The sequence below is a fragment of the Pseudoalteromonas phenolica genome (genome assembly GCF_044788725.1).
Lineage (GTDB): Bacteria > Pseudomonadota > Gammaproteobacteria > Enterobacterales > Alteromonadaceae > Pseudoalteromonas > Pseudoalteromonas phenolica_C.
The window spans coordinates 334,481-360,474 of the sequence record NZ_CP173161.1 but is presented as its reverse complement, the minus strand read 5'-3'; the positions used below and the strand labels follow the sequence as shown (position 1 = coordinate 360,474).

33 protein-coding genes and 1 tRNA gene are annotated in these 25,994 nt (G+C 42.3%); 19 read left to right on the top strand and 15 right to left on the bottom strand.

Annotated elements, in window-relative coordinates; translation table 11 throughout:
• Positions 1-44: 44 nt before the first annotated feature.
• The 12 genes from ACH784_RS01715 to mgtE all read left to right on the top strand — a co-directional run bounded on the left by ACH784_RS01715 (position 45) and on the right by mgtE (position 9,296).
• Positions 45-1,004 (top strand): calcium/sodium antiporter, encoded by a 960-nt coding sequence (locus tag ACH784_RS01715; protein WP_404392998.1) that lies wholly within the window; start codon positions 45-47, stop codon positions 1,002-1,004.
• A 14-nt stretch (positions 1,005-1,018) separates the two neighbouring features.
• Positions 1,019-1,990: a KpsF/GutQ family sugar-phosphate isomerase gene (locus ACH784_RS01710; protein ID WP_404392996.1), complete on the top strand. Its 972-nt coding sequence runs from the start codon at positions 1,019-1,021 to the stop codon at positions 1,988-1,990.
• Positions 1,991-2,542: a 3-deoxy-manno-octulosonate-8-phosphatase KdsC gene (gene kdsC / locus ACH784_RS01705; protein WP_404392994.1), complete on the top strand. Its 552-nt coding sequence runs from the start codon at positions 1,991-1,993 to the stop codon at positions 2,540-2,542. It abuts the gene before it with no gap.
• The gene (lptC, locus tag ACH784_RS01700; RefSeq protein ID WP_404392992.1) at positions 2,539-3,093 is read left to right on the top strand and encodes an LPS export ABC transporter periplasmic protein LptC; all 555 of its coding nucleotides are present in this window, start codon (positions 2,539-2,541) and stop codon (positions 3,091-3,093) included. Before kdsC ends, lptC begins: the two co-directional genes overlap by 4 nt.
• Positions 3,083-3,607 carry a lipopolysaccharide transport periplasmic protein LptA gene (gene lptA, locus ACH784_RS01695; RefSeq protein WP_404392990.1) on the top strand — a complete coding sequence of 175 codons (525 nt, stop codon included), beginning with the start codon at positions 3,083-3,085 and terminating at the stop codon, positions 3,605-3,607. The genes lptC and lptA overlap by 11 nt, the downstream gene beginning before the upstream one ends.
• A 2-nt stretch (positions 3,608-3,609) precedes the next feature.
• On the top strand, positions 3,610-4,335 hold the full coding sequence (gene lptB / locus ACH784_RS01690; protein WP_404392988.1) for an LPS export ABC transporter ATP-binding protein: 726 nt from the start codon (positions 3,610-3,612) through the stop codon (positions 4,333-4,335).
• Between the two features lie 47 nt (positions 4,336-4,382).
• Positions 4,383-5,903, top strand: a complete 1,521-nt coding sequence (locus ACH784_RS01685; RefSeq protein WP_404392986.1) for an RNA polymerase factor sigma-54 — start codon at positions 4,383-4,385, stop codon at positions 5,901-5,903.
• 28 nt (positions 5,904-5,931) lie between these two features.
• Positions 5,932-6,219 (top strand): ribosome hibernation promoting factor, encoded by a 288-nt coding sequence (gene hpf / locus ACH784_RS01680; protein ID WP_404392984.1) that lies wholly within the window; start codon positions 5,932-5,934, stop codon positions 6,217-6,219.
• A 2-nt stretch (positions 6,220-6,221) separates the two neighbouring features.
• A complete protein-coding gene (ptsN, locus tag ACH784_RS01675; protein WP_404392982.1) occupies positions 6,222-6,674 on the top strand; it encodes a PTS IIA-like nitrogen regulatory protein PtsN in 453 nt (150 codons plus the stop codon).
• A gap of 18 nt (positions 6,675-6,692) precedes the next feature.
• On the top strand, positions 6,693-7,541 hold the full coding sequence (rapZ, locus tag ACH784_RS01670; RefSeq protein WP_404392980.1) for an RNase adapter RapZ: 849 nt from the start codon (positions 6,693-6,695) through the stop codon (positions 7,539-7,541).
• Between the two features lie 2 nt (positions 7,542-7,543).
• The gene (locus tag ACH784_RS01665) at positions 7,544-7,819 is read left to right on the top strand and encodes an HPr family phosphocarrier protein (protein WP_404392978.1); all 276 of its coding nucleotides are present in this window, start codon (positions 7,544-7,546) and stop codon (positions 7,817-7,819) included.
• 118 nt (positions 7,820-7,937) lie between these two features.
• Positions 7,938-9,296 (top strand): magnesium transporter, encoded by a 1,359-nt coding sequence (gene mgtE, locus ACH784_RS01660; protein ID WP_404392976.1) that lies wholly within the window; start codon positions 7,938-7,940, stop codon positions 9,294-9,296.
• A 66-nt stretch (positions 9,297-9,362) separates the two neighbouring features.
• Here mgtE and pmbA read toward each other — a convergent pair whose 3' ends face one another.
• On the bottom strand, positions 9,363-10,712 hold the full coding sequence (pmbA, locus tag ACH784_RS01655) for a metalloprotease PmbA (protein WP_404392974.1): 1,350 nt from the start codon (positions 10,710-10,712) through the stop codon (positions 9,363-9,365).
• 129 nt (positions 10,713-10,841) lie between these two features.
• Between pmbA and yjgA the strand changes: the two genes are divergently transcribed.
• From yjgA to ACH784_RS01620, 7 genes are all read left to right on the top strand, one after another.
• Positions 10,842-11,366, top strand: a complete 525-nt coding sequence (gene yjgA, locus ACH784_RS01650) for a ribosome biogenesis factor YjgA (RefSeq protein ID WP_404392972.1) — start codon at positions 10,842-10,844, stop codon at positions 11,364-11,366.
• A 327-nt stretch (positions 11,367-11,693) separates the two neighbouring features.
• Positions 11,694-11,770 (top strand) — tRNA-Ile (locus tag ACH784_RS01645).
• A gap of 197 nt (positions 11,771-11,967) precedes the next feature.
• Positions 11,968-12,639, top strand: a complete 672-nt coding sequence (locus ACH784_RS01640) for an OmpA family protein (protein WP_404392970.1) — start codon at positions 11,968-11,970, stop codon at positions 12,637-12,639.
• A 148-nt stretch (positions 12,640-12,787) separates the two neighbouring features.
• Positions 12,788-13,159, top strand: a complete 372-nt coding sequence (locus ACH784_RS01635; protein WP_404392968.1) for a rhodanese-like domain-containing protein — start codon at positions 12,788-12,790, stop codon at positions 13,157-13,159.
• Between the two features lie 144 nt (positions 13,160-13,303).
• Positions 13,304-13,738, top strand: a complete 435-nt coding sequence (locus ACH784_RS01630; RefSeq protein WP_404392966.1) for a transcriptional repressor — start codon at positions 13,304-13,306, stop codon at positions 13,736-13,738.
• 69 nt (positions 13,739-13,807) lie between these two features.
• The gene (locus ACH784_RS01625) at positions 13,808-14,275 is read left to right on the top strand and encodes a chemotaxis protein CheX (RefSeq protein WP_404392964.1); all 468 of its coding nucleotides are present in this window, start codon (positions 13,808-13,810) and stop codon (positions 14,273-14,275) included.
• A complete protein-coding gene (locus ACH784_RS01620; RefSeq protein WP_404392962.1) occupies positions 14,272-14,700 on the top strand; it encodes a secondary thiamine-phosphate synthase enzyme YjbQ in 429 nt (142 codons plus the stop codon). The genes ACH784_RS01625 and ACH784_RS01620 overlap by 4 nt, the downstream gene beginning before the upstream one ends.
• 40 nt (positions 14,701-14,740) lie before the next feature.
• Here the strand turns inward: ACH784_RS01620 and ACH784_RS01615 are convergent, their stop codons facing one another.
• The 14 genes from ACH784_RS01615 to priB all read right to left on the bottom strand — a co-directional run bounded on the left by ACH784_RS01615 (position 14,741) and on the right by priB (position 25,992).
• Positions 14,741-16,066, bottom strand: coding sequence for an IS4 family transposase (locus ACH784_RS01615; protein WP_404389411.1), 1,326 nt, complete (start codon positions 16,064-16,066; stop codon positions 14,741-14,743).
• 116 nt (positions 16,067-16,182) lie between these two features.
• Positions 16,183-17,271 carry an alanine racemase gene (gene alr, locus ACH784_RS01610; RefSeq protein WP_404392960.1) on the bottom strand — a complete coding sequence of 363 codons (1,089 nt, stop codon included), beginning with the start codon at positions 17,269-17,271 and terminating at the stop codon, positions 16,183-16,185.
• Positions 17,272-17,316: 45 nt separating this feature from the next.
• Positions 17,317-18,696 carry a replicative DNA helicase gene (dnaB, locus tag ACH784_RS01605; RefSeq protein ID WP_404392958.1) on the bottom strand — a complete coding sequence of 460 codons (1,380 nt, stop codon included), beginning with the start codon at positions 18,694-18,696 and terminating at the stop codon, positions 17,317-17,319.
• Between the two features lie 147 nt (positions 18,697-18,843).
• A complete protein-coding gene (locus ACH784_RS01600) occupies positions 18,844-19,782 on the bottom strand; it encodes a DUF4097 family beta strand repeat-containing protein (protein WP_404392956.1) in 939 nt (312 codons plus the stop codon).
• Positions 19,783-19,792: 10 nt separating this feature from the next.
• Complete coding sequence (locus ACH784_RS01595) at positions 19,793-20,269, bottom strand: hypothetical protein (protein ID WP_404392954.1); 477 nt, start codon at positions 20,267-20,269, stop codon at positions 19,793-19,795.
• Positions 20,262-20,825 carry an RNA polymerase sigma factor gene (locus tag ACH784_RS01590; RefSeq protein ID WP_404392952.1) on the bottom strand — a complete coding sequence of 188 codons (564 nt, stop codon included), beginning with the start codon at positions 20,823-20,825 and terminating at the stop codon, positions 20,262-20,264. The genes ACH784_RS01595 and ACH784_RS01590 overlap by 8 nt, the downstream gene beginning before the upstream one ends.
• A gap of 219 nt (positions 20,826-21,044) precedes the next feature.
• Positions 21,045-22,877, bottom strand: a complete 1,833-nt coding sequence (locus tag ACH784_RS01585; RefSeq protein ID WP_404392950.1) for a polymer-forming cytoskeletal protein — start codon at positions 22,875-22,877, stop codon at positions 21,045-21,047.
• Positions 22,874-23,401, bottom strand: a complete 528-nt coding sequence (locus tag ACH784_RS01580) for a PilW family protein (RefSeq protein WP_404392948.1) — start codon at positions 23,399-23,401, stop codon at positions 22,874-22,876. The genes ACH784_RS01585 and ACH784_RS01580 overlap by 4 nt, the downstream gene beginning before the upstream one ends.
• A complete protein-coding gene (locus tag ACH784_RS01575; protein ID WP_404392946.1) occupies positions 23,385-23,810 on the bottom strand; it encodes a prepilin-type N-terminal cleavage/methylation domain-containing protein in 426 nt (141 codons plus the stop codon). Before ACH784_RS01575 ends, ACH784_RS01580 begins: the two co-directional genes overlap by 17 nt.
• The gene (locus ACH784_RS01570) at positions 23,801-24,265 is read right to left on the bottom strand and encodes a GspH/FimT family pseudopilin (RefSeq protein WP_404392944.1); all 465 of its coding nucleotides are present in this window, start codon (positions 24,263-24,265) and stop codon (positions 23,801-23,803) included. The genes ACH784_RS01575 and ACH784_RS01570 overlap by 10 nt, the downstream gene beginning before the upstream one ends.
• Positions 24,249-24,674 carry a type IV pilin protein gene (locus ACH784_RS01565; RefSeq protein ID WP_404392942.1) on the bottom strand — a complete coding sequence of 142 codons (426 nt, stop codon included), beginning with the start codon at positions 24,672-24,674 and terminating at the stop codon, positions 24,249-24,251. Before ACH784_RS01565 ends, ACH784_RS01570 begins: the two co-directional genes overlap by 17 nt.
• 266 nt (positions 24,675-24,940) lie before the next feature.
• Positions 24,941-25,393: a 50S ribosomal protein L9 gene (gene rplI / locus ACH784_RS01560; RefSeq protein ID WP_404392940.1), complete on the bottom strand. Its 453-nt coding sequence runs from the start codon at positions 25,391-25,393 to the stop codon at positions 24,941-24,943.
• Positions 25,394-25,429: 36 nt separating this feature from the next.
• A complete protein-coding gene (gene rpsR, locus ACH784_RS01555; RefSeq protein WP_002962753.1) occupies positions 25,430-25,657 on the bottom strand; it encodes a 30S ribosomal protein S18 in 228 nt (75 codons plus the stop codon).
• 11 nt (positions 25,658-25,668) lie between these two features.
• Positions 25,669-25,992 (bottom strand): primosomal replication protein N, encoded by a 324-nt coding sequence (gene priB / locus ACH784_RS01550; RefSeq protein ID WP_130254141.1) that lies wholly within the window; start codon positions 25,990-25,992, stop codon positions 25,669-25,671.
• Positions 25,993-25,994 lie beyond the last annotated feature (2 nt).

Below are 25,994 nucleotides of genomic sequence, written 5' to 3'. Positions count from 1 at the left end.
ACTATTTGCCGCAATTTTGTTTTCGTTGTTGGCATATTCTTTTTATGGTTTTATCTTTCATCATTTTGATACTTGGTTTTGCCGCGTTAGTATGGAGTGCGGACCGTTTTGTATTTGGCGCTGCTGCATTAGCTAAAAACTTTGGTGTTCCTACGTTAATTGTAGGCTTAACCATTGTCGCAATGGGTTCATCGGCGCCTGAAATGATGGTTGCAGCGCAAGCTGCATTTGCAGATAAAACCGATACTGCTGTTGGTAATGCCATTGGTTCAAACATTGCCAATATTTTATTGGTATTAGGTATTACCGCACTACTACGCCCGCTTTCAGTGGGATCCGGCATTCTAAAACGTGAAATGCCATTGTTAGTTGTGGTTTCGTTAGGTGCTTGGTTTATTGTCAGTGATAACCACTTTAGCCGCACAGAAGGTATTGTACTATTTGCGGGATTCATCACATTCCTCGCATCTTTACTTATCTTAACAAAACGCTCAGGCAATCAAGACGATGACCCTCTAGTTGCAGAAGCCTGCGACGAAGTACCAAATGACATTCCAACAAGTAAAGCATTATTCTGGTTAGTAATCGGTATGGTATTACTACCAATCAGCTCTGGTTATCTAATCGATGCTGCTGTTGATATTGCCAAATATTTTGGTATGAGTGACTTATTAATCGGCCTGACAATCATTGCGGTTGGTACCAGTCTTCCTGAACTCGCAGCCTGTATTGCTGGCGTACTTAAAAACGAAGACGATCTAGCAATGGGTAATATCATTGGCTCTAATATCTTCAATATCCTCGCCGTGCTTTCTATTGCAGGTATGTTGAATCCAGCTGACATTGACGCCAACATCGCACAACGAGACATTTATATTATGCTTGGTGCCACGGTGGCGCTTATTGCTATGAGCTTAAGTTTAAAAGGCACTCGCCGTATCAATCGCGTTGAAGGTGGTTTATTACTAGCCGCGTTTATCGGATACATGTATTACATTATTTAGTCGTAGGAATACTCATGTCTGCTGAACAATTTACCAAAACCGCACTAAATGTTATTGATATTGAAAAACAGGCCATTGAAGAGATTGCACAATATATCAATACTGATTTCAGTGCTGCCTGCCAAACTATATTTGATTGCTCAGGCCGAACCATTGTTATCGGCATGGGTAAATCGGGCCATATCGGCAATAAAATAGCAGCAACGCTCGCCAGCACAGGTACACCCGCCTTTTTTGTACACCCGGGAGAAGCAAGCCATGGCGACCTAGGTATGATCACCAAAGATGATGTCGTATTACTCATCTCAAATTCAGGTGAAACAAGCGAAGTCGTTAATATTATTCCAGTTATTAAGCGTATTGGTGCAAAAACCATTGCCATGACAGGCAACCCTAGCTCATCAATGGCTAACCTTTCTGATATACATTTGTGCATTGCGGTGTCAAAAGAGGCATGCCCACTGGGTTTAGCACCAACAGCAAGCACAACGGCGACACTCGTTATGGGTGATGCTCTTGCCGTCGCACTGCTCGAAGCTCGCGGTTTTACCGCTGATGACTTCGCGCTTTCTCATCCTGGTGGTTCACTCGGTCGACGTTTATTACTCACTTTAGATGACATAATGCATCAAGGCGAGCACATGCCGATCATCGAAACGGGCAAACTCATTAAAGATGCCCTGTTTGAGATTTCTAGCAAAGGCTTAGGCATGACAGCGATAGTCGATAAGCAAGGCATTTTAGCTGGTATTTTTACTGATGGGGACTTACGTCGTATTATCGAACAAAAACTCGATTTACACAGTGCTAAGATTGATGATGCAATGACTGTTAAATGCACAACGGCTAAAGCCGATATGCTCGCAGCAGAGGCATTAAACATCATGGAAACCAAACGTATTAACGGTCTGATTGTGGTCGATGAAACGAACCGCCCAATTGGTGCTCTGAATATGCAAGACTTATTAAAAGCAGGAGTCATTTAAATGCAGTTTGCCGATTTATACCAGCCAATCAATGAAGATGTGGTGACTAGAGCAAAACAAATTAAGCTGCTTATTTGCGATATTGACGGGGTGTTTTCTGATGGCCGTATTTACTTAGGGAATAGCGGCGAAGAGCTTAAAGCTTTTAACACCAAAGATGGCTTTGGCATAAAAGCACTCATCAACTCAGGCGTTGAAGTTGCCGTGATCACTGGTCGCCATTCACAAATCGTTCAGCAGCGTATGACTAGCTTAACAGTTAAGCATATTTACCAAGGGCAAGAAGATAAGGTGCAAGCTTACGAGGAATTAAAAGCCAATCTCAATTTAAGCGATGCAGAGATTGCTTATATTGGCGATGATGGTCCAGACTTACCGGTTATGGAACAAGTTGGCTTTGCTGTCGCCGTGAACGACGCACACCCTATTATTCGTAACCTTTCTCATTATACCACTTTGCTTCCTGGTGGGTTCGGTGCCGTGAGAGAGTTGACCGACTTAATTATGCTTTGCCAAGGGCATACACTAGGTACATCGGGAACAAGCGCATGACGGTGAGCCGTGTCGTATTATTGATTGTATTTGCACTAACCATGTATTGGTTATGGTCACCCTATTTAAATCAATCAGCAAAGCAGAACGCCACACAAGAAGACATCATCGCGACACCCGATTATGTTGCAACGGATTTAAAGCAAACCAAGTATGCCGAAACAGGGCAACGTAGTTACCTAGTTGAAGCTAATAAAATGGAGCTTTATCAACAGCTAGGGTTTAGCCATTTTACAGCGCCTACATTCACCTTATTTAATGGCCCCCAAAATTGGCAATTGACCGCCAACGAAGCCACTTTATATGAAAATAACATGTTGATCCTAGAAGGTAATGTAAAGGCCTTTAACCTCACAGAAGGTGCTATGATCAGCCAAATTAACGCAGACCATATTCAAGTAGATATAGGCAAGCGCACTATGCGCTCAGATCTACCCGTTGAAATTGTGGGCCCTCATTTAAACATTACAGGGCAAGGTCTTAATGCCGACCTCAATACCGATATTATTGAGCTCATTAACCATACGCGAACCATATACTATGACCAATAAACTACTACTTTCTTTATTATTGCTTAGCTTTTCTCACATTAGCCTAGCGGAGACTAATCCAGCCTCACAGGTATCTATCAAAGCAGGTAAACAACAAGCACAGCTAAAAACCAATATTGGTATTTTTGAAGAAAATGTTGAGATCATTCATGGCAATCGAGAGATCTACGCTGACCGATTAGAAGTTCATCAACGAGAAGAACTTGGCGAAAACAAGCAACTGCTAGTAGCTACTGGCAAACCAGCCCGCTTTATCGAAAAACAACCTGATGGCACAGTACTCAGCGCCAGCGCAGAAGAAGTCAGATATGATGTTGCAAATCGTTTATTGACGATTAAAGGCAAGGCTGAAATAAATCAAGCTGGTCAAATTATCAAAGCTGAAGCAATTATTTACGACATCGAAAAGCAATTGATCAGTGCTGAGCAAAATGAGCAAAACAAGCAGCGTGTTCATACTATATTGGTGCCAGAAAAAAAATCACCAAAGTCCAATTCTGAGCAAGGTCAATAACCATGAGTGTGTTAACAGCAACTGCCCTAGCTAAAAGCTACAAAGGCCGTCAGGTTGTAAAGAATGTCAGCCTCAGTGTTGAAGCCGGTAGCATTGTCGGCCTACTCGGCCCTAATGGCGCCGGTAAAACCACTAGTTTCTACATGATTGTTGGCTTAGTACCCAGTGATAAAGGCTCAGTTACCATAGACAATGAAGACATTACGCTTCTACCTATGCACAGTCGAGCGCGTATGGGTATTGGTTACTTGCCGCAAGAGTCCTCTATTTTCAGGAAGTTAACGGTTTATCAAAATCTAATGGCGATTTTAGAGACTCGTAAAGATCTAAATAAAATACAAAGAGAGCAAACGCTTGACGATCTGCTAGACGAATTTAATATTCAGCACATCAGAGACAGTCAAGGTATGGCTTTATCGGGTGGTGAGCGTCGTCGCGTTGAAATTGCTCGCGCTTTAGCCGCAAATCCAAAATTTATCCTCCTTGATGAGCCTTTTGCTGGCGTTGATCCCATTTCGGTGTTAGATATAAAGAAAATTGTTGAGCATTTAAAAAATCGTGGCATCGGTGTTTTGATCACAGATCATAATGTAAGAGAAACCCTTGATGTTTGTGAAAAAGCTTACATTGTTTCACATGGTGAATTAATCGCTTCAGGCACCCCTGAATCAGTTTTAGCAGACCAAACTGTGCGTGATGTCTACCTAGGTGAACAATTCCGTCTATAGTTAAAGCAAGACATTATCCAAATAACAAAAAGGATTGTTAGAATTACATGAGGCAATCGCTACAGCTGCGCATGGGGCAGCAACTAACCATGACACCACAATTGCAACAAGCCATTCGTTTGCTGCAATTGAGCACGCTTGATCTACAACAAGAGATCCAAGAAGCGCTTGATAGCAACCCTTTACTTGAAGTTGATGAATCTGAACAAGAGTCTGGTCCTGATAGTAACGAATCTGACAAATCAGCTAAAGATTCTGAGCAGAACGAACAACTTGGTGATTCAACGCAAGATGGTCATGGAGATGAACCTGTCAGTGATTACGAGCTTGATTCTGACGCGGCTCTAAGCAAAGACACTGTAAGCGATGAGCTTGCTATGGATGTTACTTGGGATGAATACATGAGTGCCGCACCCAGCTCTAGCAGTGGCCCCATGCCTGAAGACGAAACCATCTACCAAGGTGAAACAACCGAAACGCTACATGAATACCTGATGTGGCAGTTAGAGCTGACGCCATTTAGCCCAACCGATAAAGCCATTGCGGTTGCGATAGTCGAAGCGGTAGATGATGCAGGGTTGCTTACTATCAGCACTGAAGACATTGTCGAAAGTATGAATGAAGGCAACGACGAAGAACTCATTGAGTTAGATGAAGTTGAAGCCGTTCTAAAACGCATTCAATTATTTGACCCTGTCGGTATTGCAGCCCGCTCATTACAAGAATGCTTATGTATTCAGCTCAACCAATTTGATGCCAATACACCATACATTGCTGAAACAAAAATGATCCTGAGCGAGCACATCGACCTGCTGGCAAATCGCGATTACCGTACCATCATGAAAAAGACTAAGCTCAAAGAGCCTGAGTTAAAAGAAGTGATGACGCTCATTCATAGTCTGAATCCAAAACCTGCTGCCAGCATTATTCGTGAAGAGTCAGAGTACGTTATTCCAGATGTTTCAGTTAAGAAAGTAAAAGGTCGCTGGGTTGTAGAGCTAAATCCAGAATGTATGCCTAAAATAAGAGTAAACGATCATTACGCAGCGATGTCTCGCTCAGTTAAATCGAGCAGTGACAGTCAATTTATTCGTTCTCATTTACAAGAAGCAAAATGGTTTATTAAAAGCTTAGAAAGCCGTAATGACACTTTAATGAAAGTTACTAATTGCATTGTGCAACAACAACAGGCATTCTTTGAACATGGACCTGAAGCAATGAAGCCGATGGTTTTGAATGATGTTGCTGAGATGGTTGAGATGCACGAGTCCACCATTTCTCGTGTCACCACTCAGAAGTACATGCATACCCCACGTGGTATTTTTGAGTTGAAATATTTCTTCTCAAGCCACGTTAGCACTGAAAACGGAGGTGAATGCTCATCCACAGCGATTAGAGCATTGATCAAAAAGCTAATAGCTGCAGAAAACACAGCTAAGCCATTGAGCGATAGCAAAATTGCAGATATATTGGCAGAACAGGGAATCAAAGTGGCACGCCGTACAATTGCAAAATACCGCGAGTCACTCTCTATTCCACCGTCAAATCAGCGTAAAAGTCTGATTTAAGACGTAAACCAAGAGAAGGAAAATGCTTATGCAACTAAATTTAACTGGTCGTCACGTAGAAATCACAGATTCATTAAGAGACTATGTAAACTCGAAGTTTGCAAAGCTAGAAAGGCATTTTGATCACATTAATAACGTTCACGTGATCTTAGATGTTGAGAAGCTGGTACAAAAAGCTGAAGCAACCGTTCACTTAAATGGTGGTGAAATTTTCGCTTCAGATGAACACTCAGATATGTACGCAGCCATTGATAAACTCGTTGATAAACTCGATCGTCAAGTTATCAAACACAAAGAGAAATTAACTCGACACTAATCATGAAACTTAGCTCGATTATCAACAAGGACTGCAGTAAAGCTGCGGTCCTTTTTAATAGCAAAAAACGTGCGCTAGAGTACATCAGTGAATTAGCAAGCGAACACCTTCCTGAGCACAACGCCCACGAGATTTTAGACGCATTCCTGACTAGAGAGAAACTAGGCAGCACAGGTATCGGCAAAGGCATTGCCATACCTCATGGGCGCCTAAGTGGCATCGACTCTATTTTCGCCCTTCTAGTTACAAATCAAAACGGTATTGATTTTGACGCAATAGACAACCGCCCTGTCGATATTATGTTGGCAATGCTTGTCCCTGAAGGTAATAATGCTGAACATCTAAAGACCTTAGCCGCAATTGCTGATAAACTGAACAACAAAGAGTTTTGTAAACAGCTTCGCCAAGCACAAAACGACAATGAACTTTATCAACTAATTGAGCTTCAAGATTAATTTTATAGAGAGGAATCCATGGAACTGATCATCATTAGTGGTCGCTCAGGGTCAGGTAAATCAGTTGCCTTAAGGGTATTGGAAGACCTTGGTTATTATTGTGTTGATAATATTCCGGTTAATTTACTCCCTTCTCTCGTCAGAAGTGTCTCTGACAATTACGATAAAATAGCCGTCAGTATAGATGTGCGAAACCTACCAAAAGAGCAGCAAGAATTTAACGATATTCTTGAGTACTTACCTGGTTTTGCTAACCCTACGCTATTTTATTTAGACAGCGATGATCAAGCACTGATCAAACGTTTCTCTGAGACTCGCCGCCTGCATCCTTTATCTTTAAACAATTTACCGCTCGATTTAGCCATCAAAGAAGAAAAGAAACTACTCGATGTACTAATTACACGTGCGGATGTATTGCTTGATACCACTGACTTAAGTGTTCATCAACTTGCCGAAACCATTCGCGAGCAAATACTAGGTAAAAAAGATAAACAGTTAATCATCACCTTCTTATCTTTTGGTTTTAAGCATGGTATTCCAAAGCAAGCCGATTATGTTTTCGATGCACGCTTTTTACCTAACCCGCATTGGGAGCCTGAATTAAAGCCTCTAACAGGTTTAGATCAACCGGTAAAAGATTACCTTGCTAGCCACAGCATAGTGCAAAAATTTACTTGGCAGATCCAAACCTTTGTACAAACTTGGCTTCCTCACCTTGAGCGCAATAACCGTAGCTATTTAACTATTGCGATAGGTTGTACAGGCGGACAGCATCGCTCAGTCTATTTAGCACAGACTATCGGAGAGAGTTTTGCGAAAACCCATGGTAATGTACAAATTCGTCACCGTGAACAAGATACCGATTAGTCATGAATAGAGTCGAAGACACTTTCCTAATTCAAAATAAATGTGGCCTTCATGCGCGAGCAGCGACAGTGCTTGCGCAATTAGCCCAACAATTTGATGCGCAAATAACCCTATATCAAGACGATAAAGAAGCACCTGGCGATAGCGTACTCGCACTACTTATGCTAGAGAGCAGTCATGGTAAAAAATTACGAGTTTGCTGCGAAGGTCCTGATGCCGAGCCCGCCTTAACTGCGATTGGTGAACTAATTGCACAAAAATTTCATGAAGATGAGTAACCTAGCACTTGGTAACTCTGCGAAAATTACGTTAAACTTAAGGCATTCTTTTTAGGCAAACAGAATATCTGCCTAAACCTTTATTCTCGGTGCACACCACCCAATAAACGGACTGCCTATGCCAGAAGCCTTAGAACAAGACTATACGTTGCAACAATTACAACAAGTAACTCAAGCAATAAACAATGGTCAGTTTGTTCAAGTTAGGCGTATTCTGGCCGAAACACCTCCTTGCGACACCGCATTATTACTTGAGTCATCACCTCACAAAGTACGTAAACAGCTTTGGCAACTTGTCGATCCTGATATTCAAGGTGATGTTCTAGAAGAGCTATCTGAAGACGTTCGTATCGGCATCATTAATCAGATGGAACCTGCACTCATTGCAGCAGCCACTGAAGATATGGATGACGATGACTTAGGTGAGGTGCTACGTAGTCTTCCTGACGATGTCTATCAAGATGTTGTTGATGCCATGGACTCGCAAGATCGAGCCCGTGCAACGCAAGCGCTTTCTTACCAAGAGCGCTCTGCCGGTGCCTTAATGAGCACCGACACCGTTACAATCCGCCCTGATGTTACTTTAGATGTTGTACTGCGCTATCTTCGTCTTCGTGGTGAATTACCCGATGGCACCGATGATTTATATGTCGTAGACAAAGAAAACCAATTTATTGGTGCTTTGCCAGTTGCCACTTTACTAACAAACTCTCCAGATAAAGTCGTCTCAGACTTAATGGATGAAGAAAAAGAAACCATTCCGGTCTCGATGGATGAAAGTGACGTAGCACAACTATTCGAGCGTCATAACTGGATTTCAGCGGCTGTGGTCGATGATAACTTACAACTACTCGGTCGTATCACCATCGATGACATCGTAGACGTTATTCGTGAAGACGCCGAACACAGCATGTTAAGTATGGCGGGTCTAGATGATGAAGAAGATACCTTTGCACCCGTTTTAAAAAGTAGCCAACGCCGCTCAATTTGGCTCGGCATAAACTTATTAACTGCTTTACTTGCCGCATTTGTTGCAAGCTTTTTTGAAAGCACCCTAGATATTCTCCCTATCTTAGCCGTTCTCAATGGTATTGTACCGAGTATGGGTGGTGTAGCTGGTAGCCAAACCTTAACGCTCGTTATTCGTGGTATTGCCCTTGGCCATATCAACAACACCAACCAAAAGTTTTTACTTGGTAAAGAGCTCGCCATCGGTGCACTGAATGGCGTACTTTGGTCAATTTTAATCGCAGGTGTTGTTGCTATATGGCAGTGGGACTTTGTCCTTGGTGGCGTCATTGCCTTTGCCATGTTTATGAACCTACTCGCAGCCGGTATTGCTGGTGCCAGCATCCCAATTATCTTAAAGCGTATGAATATAGATCCAGCCCTTGCTGGTAGTGTGGTACTCACCACAGTCACTGATATTGTAGGCATCTTTGCCTTCTTGGGCACCGCGACTTGGTTCTTAGTTTAGCCCGCTCCAGATACAAAAAAGCCCGCGTAACAACGCGGGCTTTTGCTTTCATTAAGGCTTAATGTTCTATTCGCCAGCAACCTGCATTGACTCAATTAAAATCGAGCCTGTTTGCACACTGCCGCGCGCTTCGATATCTCCGCCAACGGCTTGCATACCCATAAACATATCTTTTAGGTTACCTGCAATGGTGATTTCGCTCACAGGATATTGGATCTCACCCTGCTCAACCCAAAAACCTGCTGCACCTCGAGAGTAATCTCCCGTTACGGTGTTTACACCTTGGCCCATTAATTCTGTCACTAACAAGCCTGTACCCATTTCCTTAAGAACAGCCTTTAGATCATCGTGCGTCTGCTGCACTAACCAGTTATGAATACCGCCAGCATGGCCTGTGGCTGTCATACCCATTTTTCTTGCTGCGTAACTCGCGAGTAAGTAAGTTTGTAACTCACCGCCGTGAATGATTTCACGGTCAATGGTTTTCACCCCTTCACTATCAAATGGACTAGACGCTAACCCTTTTAATAAATGAGGACGCTCTGACACGTTTACTTTGCTGTTAAAGATTTGCTGACCTAAAGAGTCCAGTAAAAAACTAGATTTACGATATAAAGCGCCACCACCAATGGCCGACACTAAATGACCAAATAAACTGTTAGCAACGTCAGCTCTAAACACCACCGGCGTCTTCATGGTGGCGATTTTTCTACTATTCAAACGGGCAATGGTTGATTCTGCCGCTTCTAAGCCTACTGACTGAGCCGATTTCAAACCCGATTGCTCACGACTTAACGTATAAGCATGATCTCGCTGCATTTGCTCACCATCTTGGCCAATCACCATAGTGCTTAAGCTGTGACGTGTGCGCGGAAAGCCTGCTAAGAAGCCGTGAGTATTACCATAGACTCGCAGACCTTCATGGCTAGAAAAACTCGCACCATCAGAGTTTACAATTCGCTCATCAAATTCTAATGCTGATTTTTCTGCTTCAATACAAAACTCAACCCCCTGCTCTGGGGTTACTTCCCAAGGATGATATAAATCTAAATCGGGTGGTGACATCTCTAAGAGCGCTTTATCTGCAACACCGTTGCACGGATCATCTGAGGTGAATTTAGCAATATCAATGGCTTTTTCGACCACAGAGCGCAGTGCTTTCGGACTTAAATCTGCGGTAGATGCAGAGCCTTTATGATTACCCACATAGACACTAATCCCAAGACCACCATCTTGGTTAAATTCAATGGTCTCTACCTCACCCATGCGCGTGCTTACAGATAACCCTGACGTACTCGACATCGCCGCTTCTGCAGCCGTCGCTCCCAATTTAGTTGCGTGTGCCAATGCCTCTGATACGGCCTGTTTGACTTCATCTATTTGAGTAAAAATCGCACTTTTCGGCTCAGATTTCATACTTATGCTCTCAAAAACATCTTTAATATCTAAATGCTAACACACATATTCGACTTCGCATTATTAAGGCACAGCATTTATGGCGTATAATTGCTATAATCCGCAAAATTTTTATAGAAACTCAGCATCATGGCTAAGAAAAAGAAACCAGAAGTTATTGAAGAAGAAATTATTTACGTTTCAAAAAGCGAGCTAAAACGTGACGCGCAGCAATACCAACAGCTGGCCATCGACCTAGCTGCAATGAGTAATAAGCAACGCGAAAGACTACCGTTAAGCGATGACCTTATTGAAGCCATGGTGGTTGCTGACAAAATAAGAGCTAAGTCAGAAGCGTATCGTCGTCATATCAACTACATCAGTAAAACACTGCGTACAACGGATAATGTTGCGGATATTGAAGCGGCAATCGAACTGATGCTAAACAAAAATAATCAGGCTGATGTATTGCTCAATAAAATTGAAACTACCCGCACTAATTTAATTAACAGTGGTGACAGTTTAATCAATGAGCTGCTTGAAGAGTTCCCAGCACTTGAAAGACAAAAGCTACGCCAACTAGTTAGACAAGCAGCGAAAGAAGCCAAAGCCGAGAAACCAGCAAAAGGCTATAAGGATCTATTTCAGTATCTCAAAGAAGTTATGATGCCTTAATTGCACAACTGCTCAGCTACGGTTAGCAAACTAACCGTAGCGCCCATCTTTTTGAAAATGACTCTTTATTAAGCAATTGAACAAGATAAGTCGATTTTTTCAACTTTAAGTGGTGACAAGCCTTATAAAAATTTTTATACTGCCTGCGCTTTTTACGATTCCATTCGATTTCAAGCACTTCTAAATGGCCCTATAGCTCAGTTGGGTTTTCTTTGAAAAAAGAAAACGTCGAGGAAGCGAAGGGATATTAGCGAAGCGACCCTAAGCGTTGATTCCGAGACCGGAAAACAGCTTCAGGACGAAATATAAAAAGCAAAAATCTCAAATGGCCCTATAGCTCAGTTGGTTAGAGCACACGACTCATAATCGTTAGGTCCCTGGTTCGAGTCCAGGTGGGGCCACCATTTTCTAAAAAGTTCAAAATTAAATCACTAATTCAAACTTCATTCAGAAATCATCTCTTATACTCACGACATTTACATATTCAATGCAATAACAACACGTTAGCTTACTTAAACTTAAAGCTGAGTTTATGTTTAAGCTAATTTCTAATTCTTTGAATTTTATTTTTATCAAATCAAGATCAGGTCGAGAGTATCACGTGAAAAAATTAGCAGTAGCACTAAGTGCATTAATTTTGGTTTCTGGTTGTCAAATGTCACAACGTCAGAATGCCACCACAGGTGAGAGCGAAACAAATTCAGCGACAACAGGTGCTATTATCGGCGTTGTTTCTGGCGCTATTGTTGGTTTAGCTACAGGTAAAGATGCTGATGATCGACGCAAACGTGCACTTATTGGTGCCACAACGGGTGGCGCTGTTGGCGCAGGCATTGGCTACTACTTTGATAAGCAAGAGGCTGCACTGCGTGAAGAATTGATGAACTCAGGCGTACAAGTAAAAAGAGTGGGCGAAGATAAGCTTATACTTATTATGAAAAACGGTATTGGCTTTGAATCTAGCTCAGATAAATTAAGCTCATCGATTTATAAAACGCTTGATGGCGTTGCCAAAGTACTCGTTGAATACCCTGACACTCAGTTACTCATTGAAGGCCATACCGATAGCTCAGGTAGCGAGTCATTAAATCAGACTTTATCTGAAAAACGAGCAAACTCAGTGAAAGCATACCTACAAAGTCAAAAAGTGGCAGCGAATCGCTTGTTCACTGAGGGGTTAGGTGAGTCACTTCCTGTATGTGACAACAGTACAAAAGCAGGCCGCACTTGTAATCGACGCGTCGAAATTAGTATTTTCCCTGCGAAAAAATAGCAATAATCACGCACCTAAGCCCAGACAAACCTCTGGGCTTACCTTTAAAACCCACCTTTTAAAAGCTTCGTTTAATTTTTGCTTTTATATTTAATCCTTTTTCATAATTTAACTGTATGATTATTCTGTCGTTAAACAGGAGAAAATTATGCGCTCATTACTGCTAGTTTCACTTATTTTATTCAGTTCGCTCACTTTTGCTAAAGTAGAACAAATATCACAGCAAGCTCTGCTGATTAATCAAATGTCCGAGACTCCTCATCACATTATCGATGTAAGAAGCCCTGAAGAATTTGCTGCTGGGCATCTGAAAGGGGCACTTAACATTCCCTTCAATCAAATTGATGAGCACCAAGACTTACTTAATTCATTAAAAGGTAAAACCCTTGTGGTGTATTGTCGCTCAGGAAGGCGTGCAGGCATTTTTGAAAAAGCATTATCTAAAGAAGGCTTCAATTTATTACACCTCAGTGGCGATATGAATGCTTGGCAAGCTGAAAATTTACCGACTGTGCAATAACCGCTAACCTAAGTAAAAATGGATTTGGGCGCAGTTCCAGTTGCTCCGCCCCATCCCGTTGCTTTATCAGAATAAATCATCACGAAGACAAGACTATTTTAAAGAATGTGATAGTATTGTTTGGCAGTGTAAGGATTTTAAAGTATGAATGTTGAACAATTAGTCGATAAAGCAAAACAAGTCTGTGATAACCGTGGTGCGCGTTTTACCGCTATCCGCGAAAAGGTATTTCGCCTACTGGCAGCTAAACAAGGTGGCGTGGGCGCTTACGATTTGTTAGAAGAGCTGAAGGTATCTGAGCCGGGTGCTAAACCTGCAACGATTTATCGTGCTTTAGACTTTTTAGCTGAGCTGGGTTTTATTCATAAAATCGAAAGCACCAATGCATTTATGCTTTGCCATCATTTTGATCATATTCACCCAGTACAGTTACTAATTTGTGATAAGTGTGGTCATGTTGATGAGCTACACTCAAATTTAATTTCACACGAACTGAATAACTTAGCGTCTGAACGAGGCTTTAGAGTGAGCAATCAAACTATTGAAGCTCATGGTCAGTGTGAAAAGTGTAAAGACTAAGTGCGGTAACCAAATTAAGCCACTACACTTAAGTTAGAATTGAATAATTAAGAATCAAGGGAACATCACATGAAAGTAGAGTTCATAAACCCTTTTTTATCATCATTAATAAATGTCTTAGCAACGATGGCTCAGACAGAACTGACTCCGGGCAAACCAAAAATCAAAAAAGGTGAAGTTGCACAGGGCGATGTGTCGGGTTTAATTGGTATGGTGGGTCCGCAAACAAAGGGCTCTTTTTCAATTACCTTTGATGAACAGTTAGCGCTCACGATAATGGAGCGTATGCTTGGTGAGCGTCCTGATAATATTAATGAAGAAGTAACAGATATGGTGGGTGAGATCACCAACATGGTGACAGGCGGCGCGAAAAACTTACTCGGTGAAAAGGGTTACGATTTCGACATGGCGACTCCAATTGTCGTATCTGGCCCAGGCCACACTATCACGCACAAATGTGAAGGCGCTAAAATAATCATGCCATTTACCTCGCCTGACGGTAATGCAAATATCGAGGTGAGCTTCGATAAACTATGAGTTGGCATCAAGCTAAATTCACTCTAGCCGCGAAATCTCGCGGCTTTCACTTAATTACTGACGACATCGTTAAACAGCTTCCTGAGATCCACAATTACCAAGTTGGGCTGTTGCATTTATTTTTGCAGCATACGTCAGCGAGTCTAACTATTAATGAAAATGCTGACCCTACGGTTCGCATGGACATGGAAAGCCACTTTAATCATTTTGTACCTGAGCGTCAGTCCTATTATAAGCATGATTATGAGGGTGACGACGATATGCCTGCGCATATTAAATCAAGCACCCTAGGTTGCCAAATTACAATTCCAATTAGTTATGGGCGTTTAATGTTAGGAACCTGGCAAGGTGTGTATTTAGGTGAACACAGAGATTATGCTGGAGGCAGGAGTATTATTGCCACCTTATCTGGCGAGCTTTATTGATTTCACATCAAAAAATAAGCGGCACATTGGCTAATGCCGTTCACTTAAGGTGAACGGCATTATTACGTTTAGCAACTGGGTATCGGTTTTTAGACACCTTCAATAGCCTCGGGTAACTTCGTTCTCGCTTTCCCTCAAGCTTAAACTGACTAGCATTTTTTTCTATATCTAGAATGATTTTAGGGACATTTCCTGGAGCATATATTGGCATTTGAGTAAGTTTGTAGATGATATGTGATGAAGCATCTCTGAAGCTAAGTTGATTTGGGTAAACACTTTTTAGTGATTTAGCCATCAATATCATTTTGTAACGGATAAGGTTGTAAGCCAGTAACAAGCCCCATAACTCTTGGTGAATTAGCTCCGGTAAATTGCTGCGCAAGGTGAATCGACTTTCCAATAGATATTGCTTCATTTCTCGATAGCCCATTTCAATTTCCCAGCGATGCGCATATAAATCTACAATCTCCGAAGCGGGATATTCCATTGCATCAGTCATTGATGTGAGTACGCTTACTTCTTTCCCTTTCACTCGCCTAGTCAATAATCTCACTGTTATAGAGTCGGGTAAGTTAGGGCGCTTCTTCTTAGCCTGCGGCGTCGTTGTTAGACGAACCAGCTTATCTTGCTTGCCTAGGCTATCTACAACTTCATACTGAGTGCCTTTTTTGAGGGGGAGCAACCAATGCGTATTATTTCCCTTTTGCTCCCATTCATGTAGCAAGCCAAGTGAATAAAACCCTTTATCGAATAGCGTCAAGCTGTTATCTGGCACATGACTTATGAGTTTGCTCGCTAGATTCATCTCGTTTTCACTTACACTATCAAAGGCGCTCCCCAGTATGAGGTGACTGCTTAACTCCATTAAGCAGACCATTCGGACTTGCGGATAACCAGCATAACTGGCTTTGTTGGCAGTTCGAGCAAAGACTGCACTATTTGCAGCGCTATCAGGCGTTCGCCAAACGACACCATCAACACCGTAAATATTAAGGCCGTTCCAATGTGGATGTTCCGCACGGTCATGCCAGGTTTGGGCTGTACGGTAAAAAACATCTTGTACTACATTACTGCCTAACTTTTTTCTGGCTTGAGTGACGGCACTTCGGGCAACATAATCCACGTCTTGAGGTAAAACAATGTCTAATTTGTTAATTAGCTGACGAACGGACTCCGTTCGGAACAAAGACATGCCAATAACAGCCCAAATCATGGCATCCATTGGGAGCTTGCGTTTACGTAATGTTGCTACACCATTGGAATCTAAACAGGCTTGTATAATCTCTGGCTCTAAAACATCGGCCAAGCTTTGAAATTCAGTGAGACGAGAAATAGATGTGCGCGCAAGTGCTTCAGACAATTCCATAAAAAAATCCGATACCAGTAAACTGATATCGGATTGTGAAGCTTTGAAAAGATCGGTCAACTGATCATTAAAATATTTCTTAACTGATCGGCATTAGGCACATTGGCCGCTTATTTTTATTCTTCATCTTTTATGTATTGATAACTTACTCTCGGAGTAACGTTACATAATAATTCATACGGGATCGTATCTGCACATTGTGCAACCTCTTCTACTGGCAGGTGCTCACCCCACATTTCTACTTCGTCTCCGACCTGAACTGAGTCGTTTTCTGCGCCAATATCAACTGTGATCATATCCATAGAAACACTACCAACGATGCCGTAGCGTTTGCCATTGATCACCACAGGTGTACCTTCTCGAGCATGACGTGGATAACCATCACCATAACCCATAGCAACCACGGCCAGTTGCGTCGCATTTTGGCTCTGCCAACGGCCGCCATAGCCCACTCGCTCACCAGCAGGAATGGCGCGTTTTGCTATCACACGGGTTTTTAATGACATCACCGCCGACAAACCATGCTCAGATCCAACAGAGTTAAGCATCGGCGAAACGCCATACAGCATGAGTCCAGGCCTTATCCAGTCGCCATGACTATCTGGCCAAGCAATAATGCCCGCCGAGTTAGCCAAACATGTTTGCTCATGTTTATCGTTAATCAATTTGGCAAAATGCTGGATCTGCGTGAGTGTTTTATCGTTTTCAGTATCATCCGCACAGGGGAAATGCGTCATTAAACGCACTTCATCTTTGGCATTTTGGGTTGCTTTCAGGCGCGTATAAAACTGCTCTAGTTGCTCGGGCTCGATGCCTAAACGATGCATGCCAGTGTCGATTTTGAGCCAAGTGGCAATCGGTGCATCCAAATTTGCCTGCTCCAGTGCAGTTAACTGGTGCTCATCATGGATGATGGTTTCAAAATTGTTCGCCAGCAAAATGGGCAAATCACTCGCTTCAAAGAAACCTTCTAATAAGACAATGGGTTTCGTAAGACCGCCCGCGCGTAATGCCAAAGCTTCATCAATTCTAGCTACAGCAAATGCATCAGCGCCCTGCAAATGCTGCGCAATCGTCACCAAACCATGCCCGTAAGCGTTGGCTTTGAGTACCGCCATCACTTTGCTGTTTGGGGCGATTTGTTTAATACGCGCTAGGTTTTGCGCCAGCGCGGTTAAATTAATTTCTGCGGTTGCTAATCTCATACAGCCTCTCGTGTGCGACCTGCAAAAGTATTAAGCAGTTAGCGCTTAATACTCATCATCAAATGCAGGACCTGCGTAATTGTCAAAACGAGAGAATTGCCCTTGGAAGGTTAACCTAACCTTACCAATCGGACCATTACGCTGTTTACCGATAATTATTTCTGCCACGCCTTTATCAGGACTGTCATCGTTATACACTTCATCACGATAAATAAACATGATTAAGTCGGCATCCTGCTCGATTGAGCCTGATTCACGTAAGTCAGAGTTAACTGGACGTTTGTCGGCACGTTGCTCTAGGGTACGGTTAAGCTGAGATAGTGCAATCACCGGACATTGCAGTTCTTTTGCCAGTGCTTTTAATGAACGCGAAATTTCGGCGATTTCTAGGGTACGATTATCTGATAAGCTAGGTACACGCATTAGCTGCAAATAGTCGACCATGATCATGCTGATACCGCCATGGTCACGAGCAATACGACGAGCACGCGAACGAACATCCGTCGGCGTTAGACCTGATGCATCATCGATATACATCTTGCCTTTTTCCATCAACAAGCCCATCGTCGACGATAAACGTGCCCAATCTTCGTCATCTAGCTGACCTGTACGTACCTTAGTCTGGTTAATACGACCAAGAGAGGCCAGCATCCTCATCATGATCTGCTCTGAAGGCATCTCTAGTGAATAAATCAGTACAGGCTTGTCTTGCGTCATTGCCGCATGCTCAGCCAAGTTCATTGCAAAGGTGGTTTTACCCATTGAAGGACGCGCTGCAACGATGATTAAGTCTGACGGTTGTAAACCAGCTGTCATTTGGTCTAAATCGTTATATCCAGTACTTACCCCAGTCACACCATCTTGTGGTGACTGATAAAGTTCTTCAATCTTATCAACTGTTTTTTCTAGAATTGAGTGAATGCTTTGCGGGCCTTCGGTACTCTTCGTTCGCTGCTCTGCAATTTTAAACACTTTACTTTCAGCTAAGTCGAGTAGCTCATGACTATCTCGCCCTTCAGGATTAAAACCCGCTTCGGCGATTTCATTAGCAACGCCAATCATTTCACGTACTACAGCACGCTCACGTACAATCGATGCATAAGCATCTATGTTCGCGGCACTTGGCGTATTTTTGGCTATTTCTGCTAAATAGGCAAAACCACCAATCGTGCTTAGCTGATTATTCTTTTCAAGACTTTCAGAAATGGTAATTAAATCGATTGGTTGACTTTGTTCGACCAATCTTTCCATCGCTTCAAAAATTAATTTGTGCGTGCGAGTGTAAAAGTCATGCGACACAACCAATTCTGCAACACGGTCAAAGGCCTGATTATCAAGCATTAAGCCACCTAACACTGACTGCTCGGCTTCGATGGAATGAGGAGGAACTTTGAGGGTATCGACTTGATGATCTGGTTTAGCCATGGCACTACACAAACTGAAAGAATTAAGAGGGTTATTTTAGCCCCTCGTGAAGCAACTTAAAAGCGTAAAGCGACTTTCTCTAATTAAGGTAACGCTAAAATTAGAAAAGGCCTCACTGGGAGGCCTCTTATCACTGAGTATATTCGCTTAGTTTTTCTTTAATTCAATACGACCACTTACCGTATCAATTTCGACATCCGCATCACCGCCATTAAGAATAAACTCTAATTCACGTGATGGGCCATACTTGGCTTTTTTCACCTTATCATTACTTAATTCATTGATAATGCGGCCACCGGAGTGCGCATCAATATCAAAGCGAGCCGAAACATCACTCGGGAAGTACAAACGCACATCACCGCTAACAGTATCCATGTTGATGCGTGCATTTTGTTGCAACTCTTTAATCTGCACTTTAATTTCGCCATTTACGGTGTTCAAACGTAAATCTCTTAAAGACGCAACTTTAAAGTCTACTTCACCATTCACATTTTCAAGGCGAATATCAGTCGCTTCTGTGTCACTTTCAATGTCACCATTGACCGCATTAAAGCGTAGCTCACCCTTAGAGTTCGCATCGTTTATATCGCCGTTAACCGTTTCAAAACGTAAGTCGCCCGATAAAGCACGTGCATCTACATCACCATTTACCGTCTCTAAACTCACCTTGCCTTCTAGTTGTGTCGCTTTAATATCGCCATTGACGGTTTTAATGCGTGCACCCGCTAGTAGCTCTGACGCCGAGATATTTACATTTATACCTTCGAAACTCAGCTCACTGCTTTTTGGCATATAAATCGTTAGGTCTGAACCGTCGCCTTTATTCCATCCCTTGTAGCGCTTTGGCATTTCAACGATAAACTCAGTGACAGAGCCATTATTCTCAAGCTTATAGCCCTTAGCGATGTCATCGAGTGTGCCGGTTACTTTAAACTCAGATTTATCCCAAGATTTAATAACCACTTCGCCACGTTGATTCTCAATCACAATTTTGCCATTTGCAGGCACACTAATTTGTTTATCAATGGCTTCACCGGCTAAACATGCCATCGGGAAAAATAGTAATCCTGTCAGTAATTTTCTCATCTTTCTTCTCCTAAATTTGTTGCCAACTTGGTTCATGCACCCGGTTGATTAAATCCAATTGCTGCTGATAAACCTGTGCGAGCATTTTAAGTAGCGCCGCATTTTCTGGGTCATTTTGCAAAGCGAGTTTAACCGCTTGCTCAGCTTGCTCTAATTCATCAAGTTGTTGCTGCCAATCATTAGTCAGTGCGGGCTGCGATTCATACTGTACAAGCAGCGCTTGCTTCTGCTGCTCAAATAATGCGCTTAGATCCCGCATGGTATTCTGCTCAGGGTGATTCATACTGACATTCCAAGCCAATAAGCCTGCGATAAAACATGCTGCAATGCCTGTAACTTTAGGCCAGTATTGCCTATCATTTTGAGGGTCTTGTGCTGGCTCTGCGATAGCACGCTCAATACCCGGCCACAGATCTCGACTTGGCTTAACATCACTTGGCTTAGTCAGCTCTTCTTTTAAGAAGTCGTCAAAGTTGGCTTTACTCATGCTCGTACCACTCCTGTAATAATTGTCTTGCGCGGTGATATTGCGATTTACTTGATCCAACAGCCATTCCTAGCATTTGCCCAATTTCTTCGTGCCTGTAGCCTTCAACGGCATGCAACACAAACACCAAACGCGCACGTTCTGGCAAACGTAAAATCAATTTATCGAGCCCATTTAAGCCACTACACATGGCTAGGCTTTGTTCGTCCATACCGCTTTGTTCAAAGCTCACAACTTTCTGAAGCCAGTTCTTATGCTTGCGTAAATAACTAATGGCAATGTTACTTGTCACACTGTGTAACCAAGTCGAAAACTTTGATTGCCCTTGAAACTGGGCGATTTTATGCCACAGTTGCACAAACACTTCTTGCGTTACATCTTCAGCATGTTGTTGATCTGCCAGCAATCTTAAACACAACGCAAAAACGGGTCTTTCATGTTGACGATAAAGTTGAGCGAACGCAGCCTGATCACCTGCTTGCACTTGACGCACAAGATCATCTATCTGCTCTTCTTTATTCGTGTTCGAGAATGCCTGCTTGGCATCGATTAACATGACATAATTCCTTTGTTGGGATTTACCCAGTTTGGCGTTTTGCTTAATTGTTATAATCTAAGACGCCACCTTGGCTTAAAAAGGTTTAAAAGAAATTTAAAAAAATTTGAGAAGACAGCATTACAAAGCAAAAGTAGTTTTGCAATGAAATGCTGTTAATTGCAGCAAATGACCTGATATCGACTCACTTTATTCTGCAGTCTATTTTGAGGAATACGATTAATCATCTTCGCCATTATTTGTATCGGTAGCTTCTTCATCTGCTTCATCTAATTCAGGTAAAGGTTTTGCAGGCTCAAACGACCAGCCTTTAAAAACTAAAGTCGGTTTACTATTTGTGCCTCCACCATTGCCAAAATTAACGTTCTTCAAAGCTGAATCAAAATGCACACCACTGCCACCTGAAGAGTTAATAATAGAACCGCGAACGGTGCCATATAACTGCCCACTACCTGACAATTTCACTTGCGTTAAAGGCGCATAAATTGTGGCATACATATCTGACGCGCCCTTTACTTGGAATCCATCTCTCCCCGAATAAGAAGAGAAAAAATTGAGACTGGGGATACCGCTTTCAGTCAGCCCTTCTTTTTCAGTGATCACTTGCCCACTGGCTCCTAATATCACTTTCCCTGTAGTAAACACCGTTAAGCTACTGCCACTTTTAATCGTTAATTTGGCATCGCCATCTAGGATAAAATCTCCATCAACGAGAAAAATCACATCCCCGCCAGCAATGGTCATTTTGGCATCACTATAGAGCTTAAAGTTTTTCATACTAAAAACCTGCTCTTCCGAGGTTTCAGATACACCATGTTGCTGACTTAAATTATCAAATAAATAGATTTGCGCAGCTTTAGAATCTAAATCTAACGCTTTTTTCCTGCCATTCAGAGTAGATAAAAGACGACCTCTCGCCGGTGTAAATTGATAGTTTTGTGTTGCACCCACTGCAAAGTCTACTTTGGGAGTCTCTCCTTGTGCTATCACATCAGGCATGTTTTTTGGCAGCTCGAATGGGTCACACTCTTTGTTTGGCCGTTCAGGATCATAGTCTGGAGAGCTTGGATCATAAACTTTTACTGGCTCTACCTCAGGGTTTTTACGAAAGTACCCATGAGTATATGGCACATTAAATTCCGTCGTACCATCAGCAAATGTCACCACATCTTGTACATGCTCACTGGATGGAAAACTGCCTGTACCACCATACATGATGTCATAGGCATCATTCGCAGGGTTATTAATTTTACTGCCCCACTTCATTTCAACGCTGCCATTGACTCGCACATAGCCATCAACCTCACCGCCTCTGTGTGTATAAAAGCCGTTTGAATACACATTACCTTTCACCCTAAGGCCGCTTCCCCAAGAAATATCGACCCCAGTGTTTGAGTGAACATCACCTATCACGGGCGAAGAGCCCTTTAGATAAACGACACCCGATGCTTTTACATCCCCTTTGATAGGTGAATGACCATCAATAGTGACGTCAGAGTCACCAATCACTGTGTTGACGTGGCCTGAAGAATCTCTGTTACTATCGGAGTAAGGACCTTTTGATGAGTCGTAGCTATCAACAACGCCACTGCCTGATAAATTAACGCCTTTACATCCTGTAACTGCATACTGAAATGGCGATTGAATATCCGCAGGTTTTAACTCAAAACGCGCAACAAGTTGCTGATTAGCGTCGCCATAGTAACGCTGACCTAAACTTTTAATTTCGAGCAAACCGTCTGCATTTTTACTCAGTTGCGCTTTAAAAGCGGTGTCTTCTGCAATTGCACCGCTACCCACATGTAATCCATGCTGATTTACAAGATCATCTATCGTTAGGTTTTTATTTTTTCCGAGCTCATCTTTTAAGCTTTTCGCAGCATTAAATACGCCTTTTTCAGCCAATAAACGTGCATTCATGTCTTTTTGAAAGTTACCCGTCAAGCGTTCTTGGATCACCGTTTCTTTCAACGCACCAAAAACGACAACACTTGCCATAGTACTCATCAACATGACTTTGATTAATGTAAATCCCGACTGGTTTTGCATCATTTAAACGCCTCAATCAGAATAAGTTGCGTAGTGGCTATATCTATTTGTAATCCAGTACCAAAATGGCTCGGCATATGATCCGGTTTTACAAGCACACTGACCAAGTAGTTATTAAAACCAAAACTGAGTGCCTCAACACCTTTCAATAGCTGCACAGCACCGCCGCCATCTCCAATGTCGCAAGTTAAAAACCCATTTGCTAAGGTGTAAGTCTCAATATAATCGGCTGCTGGCGTGGTTCCCTGACACGACAAGACATTGGCATATTGCTCAAATTGTATTGTTAGCGTATCGGCAGAAACAACAGGTAACGCCTTTGTTTGCTTAGTACTTCTGGTAAAAACTTGGCTTGTATATCGAATAACTTCTTGCGCATCAGATAGCTCTTGCGTTGTCCGCACAGTATTTTTTATCGCAGAATAAGACATGGCGACACCTGCTAATAGAAATAGCCCAGCAGCCATGGCCACAAGCATTTCTAGTAAGGTGTAGCCTGATTGACGTGTACTAAAAGGCGCAGCCAACTGGCACCTCAACAAAGCTCGCATTGAGCGTGATCTGATTCAATATTTGATTTTGCTGATCTTCTGGTACGCGCAAATCTTGCCATTTAACTGTGATAAGCATTTCATCACTATAATTCTCTGGTAGATCGAGACTATAGCGAAAGCGTAAAGTTTGCGGTGGTTTTAAAGCATCTTGAAAAGCGGCTTCATCATAAATACCAGGGTTATTGCGTTGAAGATCGCACAAATGAGGCCATAAGCGCTCAATGGTATTTTGCCCTTGAACGAGTGAAACAGTATAGTCAAAGCTATTATTAGCAAATTGTAGCGACTTCAGCTGAGTCACACCCAAACCAATGAGCGCAACGCTCGCTACGAACATAGAAACCATTACTTCAAGTAGTGAGAACCCGGCATTTACGCGCAATTTTCTTCTGCCTTACTTAACCAACTTTGTCCGCTGCGTAAAATGCACAAACGATAATCTACAGTATTTGCATCGTTGTCAGTGATCAAAATATTACTTTGAAGATTTAGCTCGCCTGTTGAACGGATCATACGGTCAACAATATCCGCTTTAACCGCCTCATAACTCGAATCGAACTGCCTTAACGTAATTAAATTTCCCGCCTGCTCCACTTGCACTAACCAAGTTTCATTTTGTTTTGCCAACGTCACGGTTTGCGCACGTTTTACAGCTTCACTTCTCGCATAACGATAGACCGAACTTAATTGATTGGCGGTAGTGACTAAGCGTTCTTGTTTTATATATTGAGCAAACGAAGGCGCAGCCAACATTGCAAGAATGCTGACTAATCCCATTGTTATTAGTAATTCAACCATAGTGAAGCCTAACTGTTTTGGCTTATTTCCAACAGTCATTAGCGTTCCCACTTGCAGTTGTTTCACCTGCTTGATTTATACTTAATACTGCACATCTATCACTTGCTTGAGCACTTCTTGGTTTTGGCGTCGCGGTTAATACAAAGCCTAGACTCTTAAAATTCGCAGCCCCTACAGGTTTATTGGTATGACGATATGAAAAGGTGTATACCGCTGAATTAGGTAAATCAGTAAACTTATCACTATCAGGGTAGCCACCATTTCTAGAATAGATCCGCTCGAGGATCGCAGCTGTTTGCAACATTTCTTGTTGCGCATCTGAACGACGCCCATCTTGAATATAACGCTCATAAGACGGGTACGCCAAAGTCGTCGTGATGGCAATAATAGCAACGACAATTAATAACTCTATTAACGTAAAACCTGTTGTATTTACTTTAGAATTCATACTCAACCCACAAAAAACAGCGCTGTCATTTTTAACATAAAGCTTACAAGAAACAAACTTTCAACTTGTTATTAGGTATGACAAAACTAGGTTAATAAAATAACACACTTAAAGCGTATTTAAAAAAGGAACGGATTACATGTAATTACACAATGTTCCGTCTGCTCTGTTCCATGAGATGACTATATGAGAAGAGTATTTGATAGTTTTTATTTTTTATAAAAAAACCGCGTGCCAAAACACGCGGTTTATAACTTAATTCGAGATTAAGCTTCAGCAATAACGATTACTTTGATAGTAGCAGTTACGTCTGAGTGTACAGAGATTGCAACGTCAAATTCGCCAGTCTCACGGATAGTACCTAGAGGTAGACGAACTTCTGATTTAGCAACTTCAACACCAACAGCTGAGATAGCGTCAGCGATGTCACGTGTACCGATTGAACCGAATAGCTTACCTTCGTCACCAGCTTTAGATACTAATGTAACTTCTGCTAATGCTTCTAGTTTCTCAGCGCGTGCTTGAGCAGCTACTAATTCTTCAGCGATTTTCGCTTCTAGATCAGCGCGACGAGCTTCAAAAGTCTCGATGTTTGCTTTAGTCGCTGGAACTGCTTTACCCTTAGGGAATAAGAAGTTACGTGCGAAGCCAGATTTAACTGCAACTTGGTCACCTAAGTTACCAAGGTTAGCGATCTTGTCTAGTAGAATAACTTGCATGTTTCTACACCTTTTAAAAACGAGTTAGTCCGCTGCTTACTTATGTAAGTCAGTGTATGGAAGAAGGGCTAGGTAGCGAGCACGCTTGATAGCAGTTGCTAGCTGGCGCTGGTATTTAGCGCTAGTACCTGTGATACGGCTAGGTACGATTTTGCCACTTTCTGTTACATAGTTTCTAAGAGTAGCTAGATCTTTGTAATCGATTTGTTGTACGCCTTCCGCTTTGAAACGGCAGAACTTACGACGTCTGAAATAACGTGCCATGAGTAATTTCCTCAATTAATTCTTTCAATATGTTGTGCATGTAAAACAAGTTGACTTAAACCATTTCGGTTTTCGTGACGATTTAAAAAACCGCGAACTTGTATTGCCTGCCCAACGTATAAATGCTGTGTTTGATTCTGTAATTGTGCACCGCTTGCAACCACACTCAGACGAACATAACTATTTCTATTTAGTTCGGCTTCGACTTGCATTGATTTGTGCTCTAGTACAAACGTGCAATGTGGAATACCAGCTGGGCTTTGACTAAATTTGGGTGTTTTACAAACCGTACCCGAAAGTACATATTGATTTGTATACAGATCAGGCTGTGTCACCT

What these genes read in the sequence shown, in the direction of transcription:
- ACH784_RS01715 (WP_404392998.1), top strand. Translation starts at nt 45, where the DNA reads ATGGTTTTATCTTTCATCATTTTGATACTTGGTTTTGCCGCGTTAGTA.
- ACH784_RS01710 (WP_404392996.1), top strand. Translation starts at nt 1,019, where the DNA reads ATGTCTGCTGAACAATTTACCAAAACCGCACTAAATGTTATTGATATT.
- kdsC (WP_404392994.1), top strand. Translation starts at nt 1,991, where the DNA reads ATGCAGTTTGCCGATTTATACCAGCCAATCAATGAAGATGTGGTGACT.
- lptC (WP_404392992.1), top strand. Translation starts at nt 2,539, where the DNA reads ATGACGGTGAGCCGTGTCGTATTATTGATTGTATTTGCACTAACCATG.
- lptA (WP_404392990.1), top strand. Translation starts at nt 3,083, where the DNA reads ATGACCAATAAACTACTACTTTCTTTATTATTGCTTAGCTTTTCTCAC.
- lptB (WP_404392988.1), top strand. Translation starts at nt 3,610, where the DNA reads ATGAGTGTGTTAACAGCAACTGCCCTAGCTAAAAGCTACAAAGGCCGT.
- ACH784_RS01685 (WP_404392986.1), top strand. Translation starts at nt 4,383, where the DNA reads ATGAGGCAATCGCTACAGCTGCGCATGGGGCAGCAACTAACCATGACA.
- hpf (WP_404392984.1), top strand. Translation starts at nt 5,932, where the DNA reads ATGCAACTAAATTTAACTGGTCGTCACGTAGAAATCACAGATTCATTA.
- ptsN (WP_404392982.1), top strand. Translation starts at nt 6,222, where the DNA reads ATGAAACTTAGCTCGATTATCAACAAGGACTGCAGTAAAGCTGCGGTC.
- rapZ (WP_404392980.1), top strand. Translation starts at nt 6,693, where the DNA reads ATGGAACTGATCATCATTAGTGGTCGCTCAGGGTCAGGTAAATCAGTT.
- ACH784_RS01665 (WP_404392978.1), top strand. Translation starts at nt 7,544, where the DNA reads ATGAATAGAGTCGAAGACACTTTCCTAATTCAAAATAAATGTGGCCTT.
- mgtE (WP_404392976.1), top strand. Translation starts at nt 7,938, where the DNA reads ATGCCAGAAGCCTTAGAACAAGACTATACGTTGCAACAATTACAACAA.
- pmbA (WP_404392974.1), bottom strand. Translation starts at nt 10,712, where the DNA reads ATGAAATCTGAGCCGAAAAGTGCGATTTTTACTCAAATAGATGAAGTC.
- yjgA (WP_404392972.1), top strand. Translation starts at nt 10,842, where the DNA reads ATGGCTAAGAAAAAGAAACCAGAAGTTATTGAAGAAGAAATTATTTAC.
- ACH784_RS01635 (WP_404392968.1), top strand. Translation starts at nt 12,788, where the DNA reads ATGCGCTCATTACTGCTAGTTTCACTTATTTTATTCAGTTCGCTCACT.
- ACH784_RS01630 (WP_404392966.1), top strand. Translation starts at nt 13,304, where the DNA reads ATGAATGTTGAACAATTAGTCGATAAAGCAAAACAAGTCTGTGATAAC.
- ACH784_RS01625 (WP_404392964.1), top strand. Translation starts at nt 13,808, where the DNA reads ATGAAAGTAGAGTTCATAAACCCTTTTTTATCATCATTAATAAATGTC.
- ACH784_RS01620 (WP_404392962.1), top strand. Translation starts at nt 14,272, where the DNA reads ATGAGTTGGCATCAAGCTAAATTCACTCTAGCCGCGAAATCTCGCGGC.
- ACH784_RS01615 (WP_404389411.1), bottom strand. Translation starts at nt 16,066, where the DNA reads ATGGAATTGTCTGAAGCACTTGCGCGCACATCTATTTCTCGTCTCACT.
- alr (WP_404392960.1), bottom strand. Translation starts at nt 17,271, where the DNA reads ATGAGATTAGCAACCGCAGAAATTAATTTAACCGCGCTGGCGCAAAAC.
- dnaB (WP_404392958.1), bottom strand. Translation starts at nt 18,696, where the DNA reads ATGGCTAAACCAGATCATCAAGTCGATACCCTCAAAGTTCCTCCTCAT.
- ACH784_RS01600 (WP_404392956.1), bottom strand. Translation starts at nt 19,782, where the DNA reads ATGAGAAAATTACTGACAGGATTACTATTTTTCCCGATGGCATGTTTA.
- ACH784_RS01595 (WP_404392954.1), bottom strand. Translation starts at nt 20,269, where the DNA reads ATGAGTAAAGCCAACTTTGACGACTTCTTAAAAGAAGAGCTGACTAAG.
- ACH784_RS01590 (WP_404392952.1), bottom strand. Translation starts at nt 20,825, where the DNA reads ATGTTAATCGATGCCAAGCAGGCATTCTCGAACACGAATAAAGAAGAG.
- ACH784_RS01585 (WP_404392950.1), bottom strand. Translation starts at nt 22,877, where the DNA reads ATGATGCAAAACCAGTCGGGATTTACATTAATCAAAGTCATGTTGATG.
- ACH784_RS01570 (WP_404392944.1), bottom strand. Translation starts at nt 24,265, where the DNA reads ATGACTGTTGGAAATAAGCCAAAACAGTTAGGCTTCACTATGGTTGAA.
- ACH784_RS01565 (WP_404392942.1), bottom strand. Translation starts at nt 24,674, where the DNA reads ATGAATTCTAAAGTAAATACAACAGGTTTTACGTTAATAGAGTTATTA.
- rplI (WP_404392940.1), bottom strand. Translation starts at nt 25,393, where the DNA reads ATGCAAGTTATTCTACTAGACAAGATCGCTAACCTTGGTAACTTAGGT.
- rpsR (WP_002962753.1), bottom strand. Translation starts at nt 25,657, where the DNA reads ATGGCACGTTATTTCAGACGTCGTAAGTTCTGCCGTTTCAAAGCGGAA.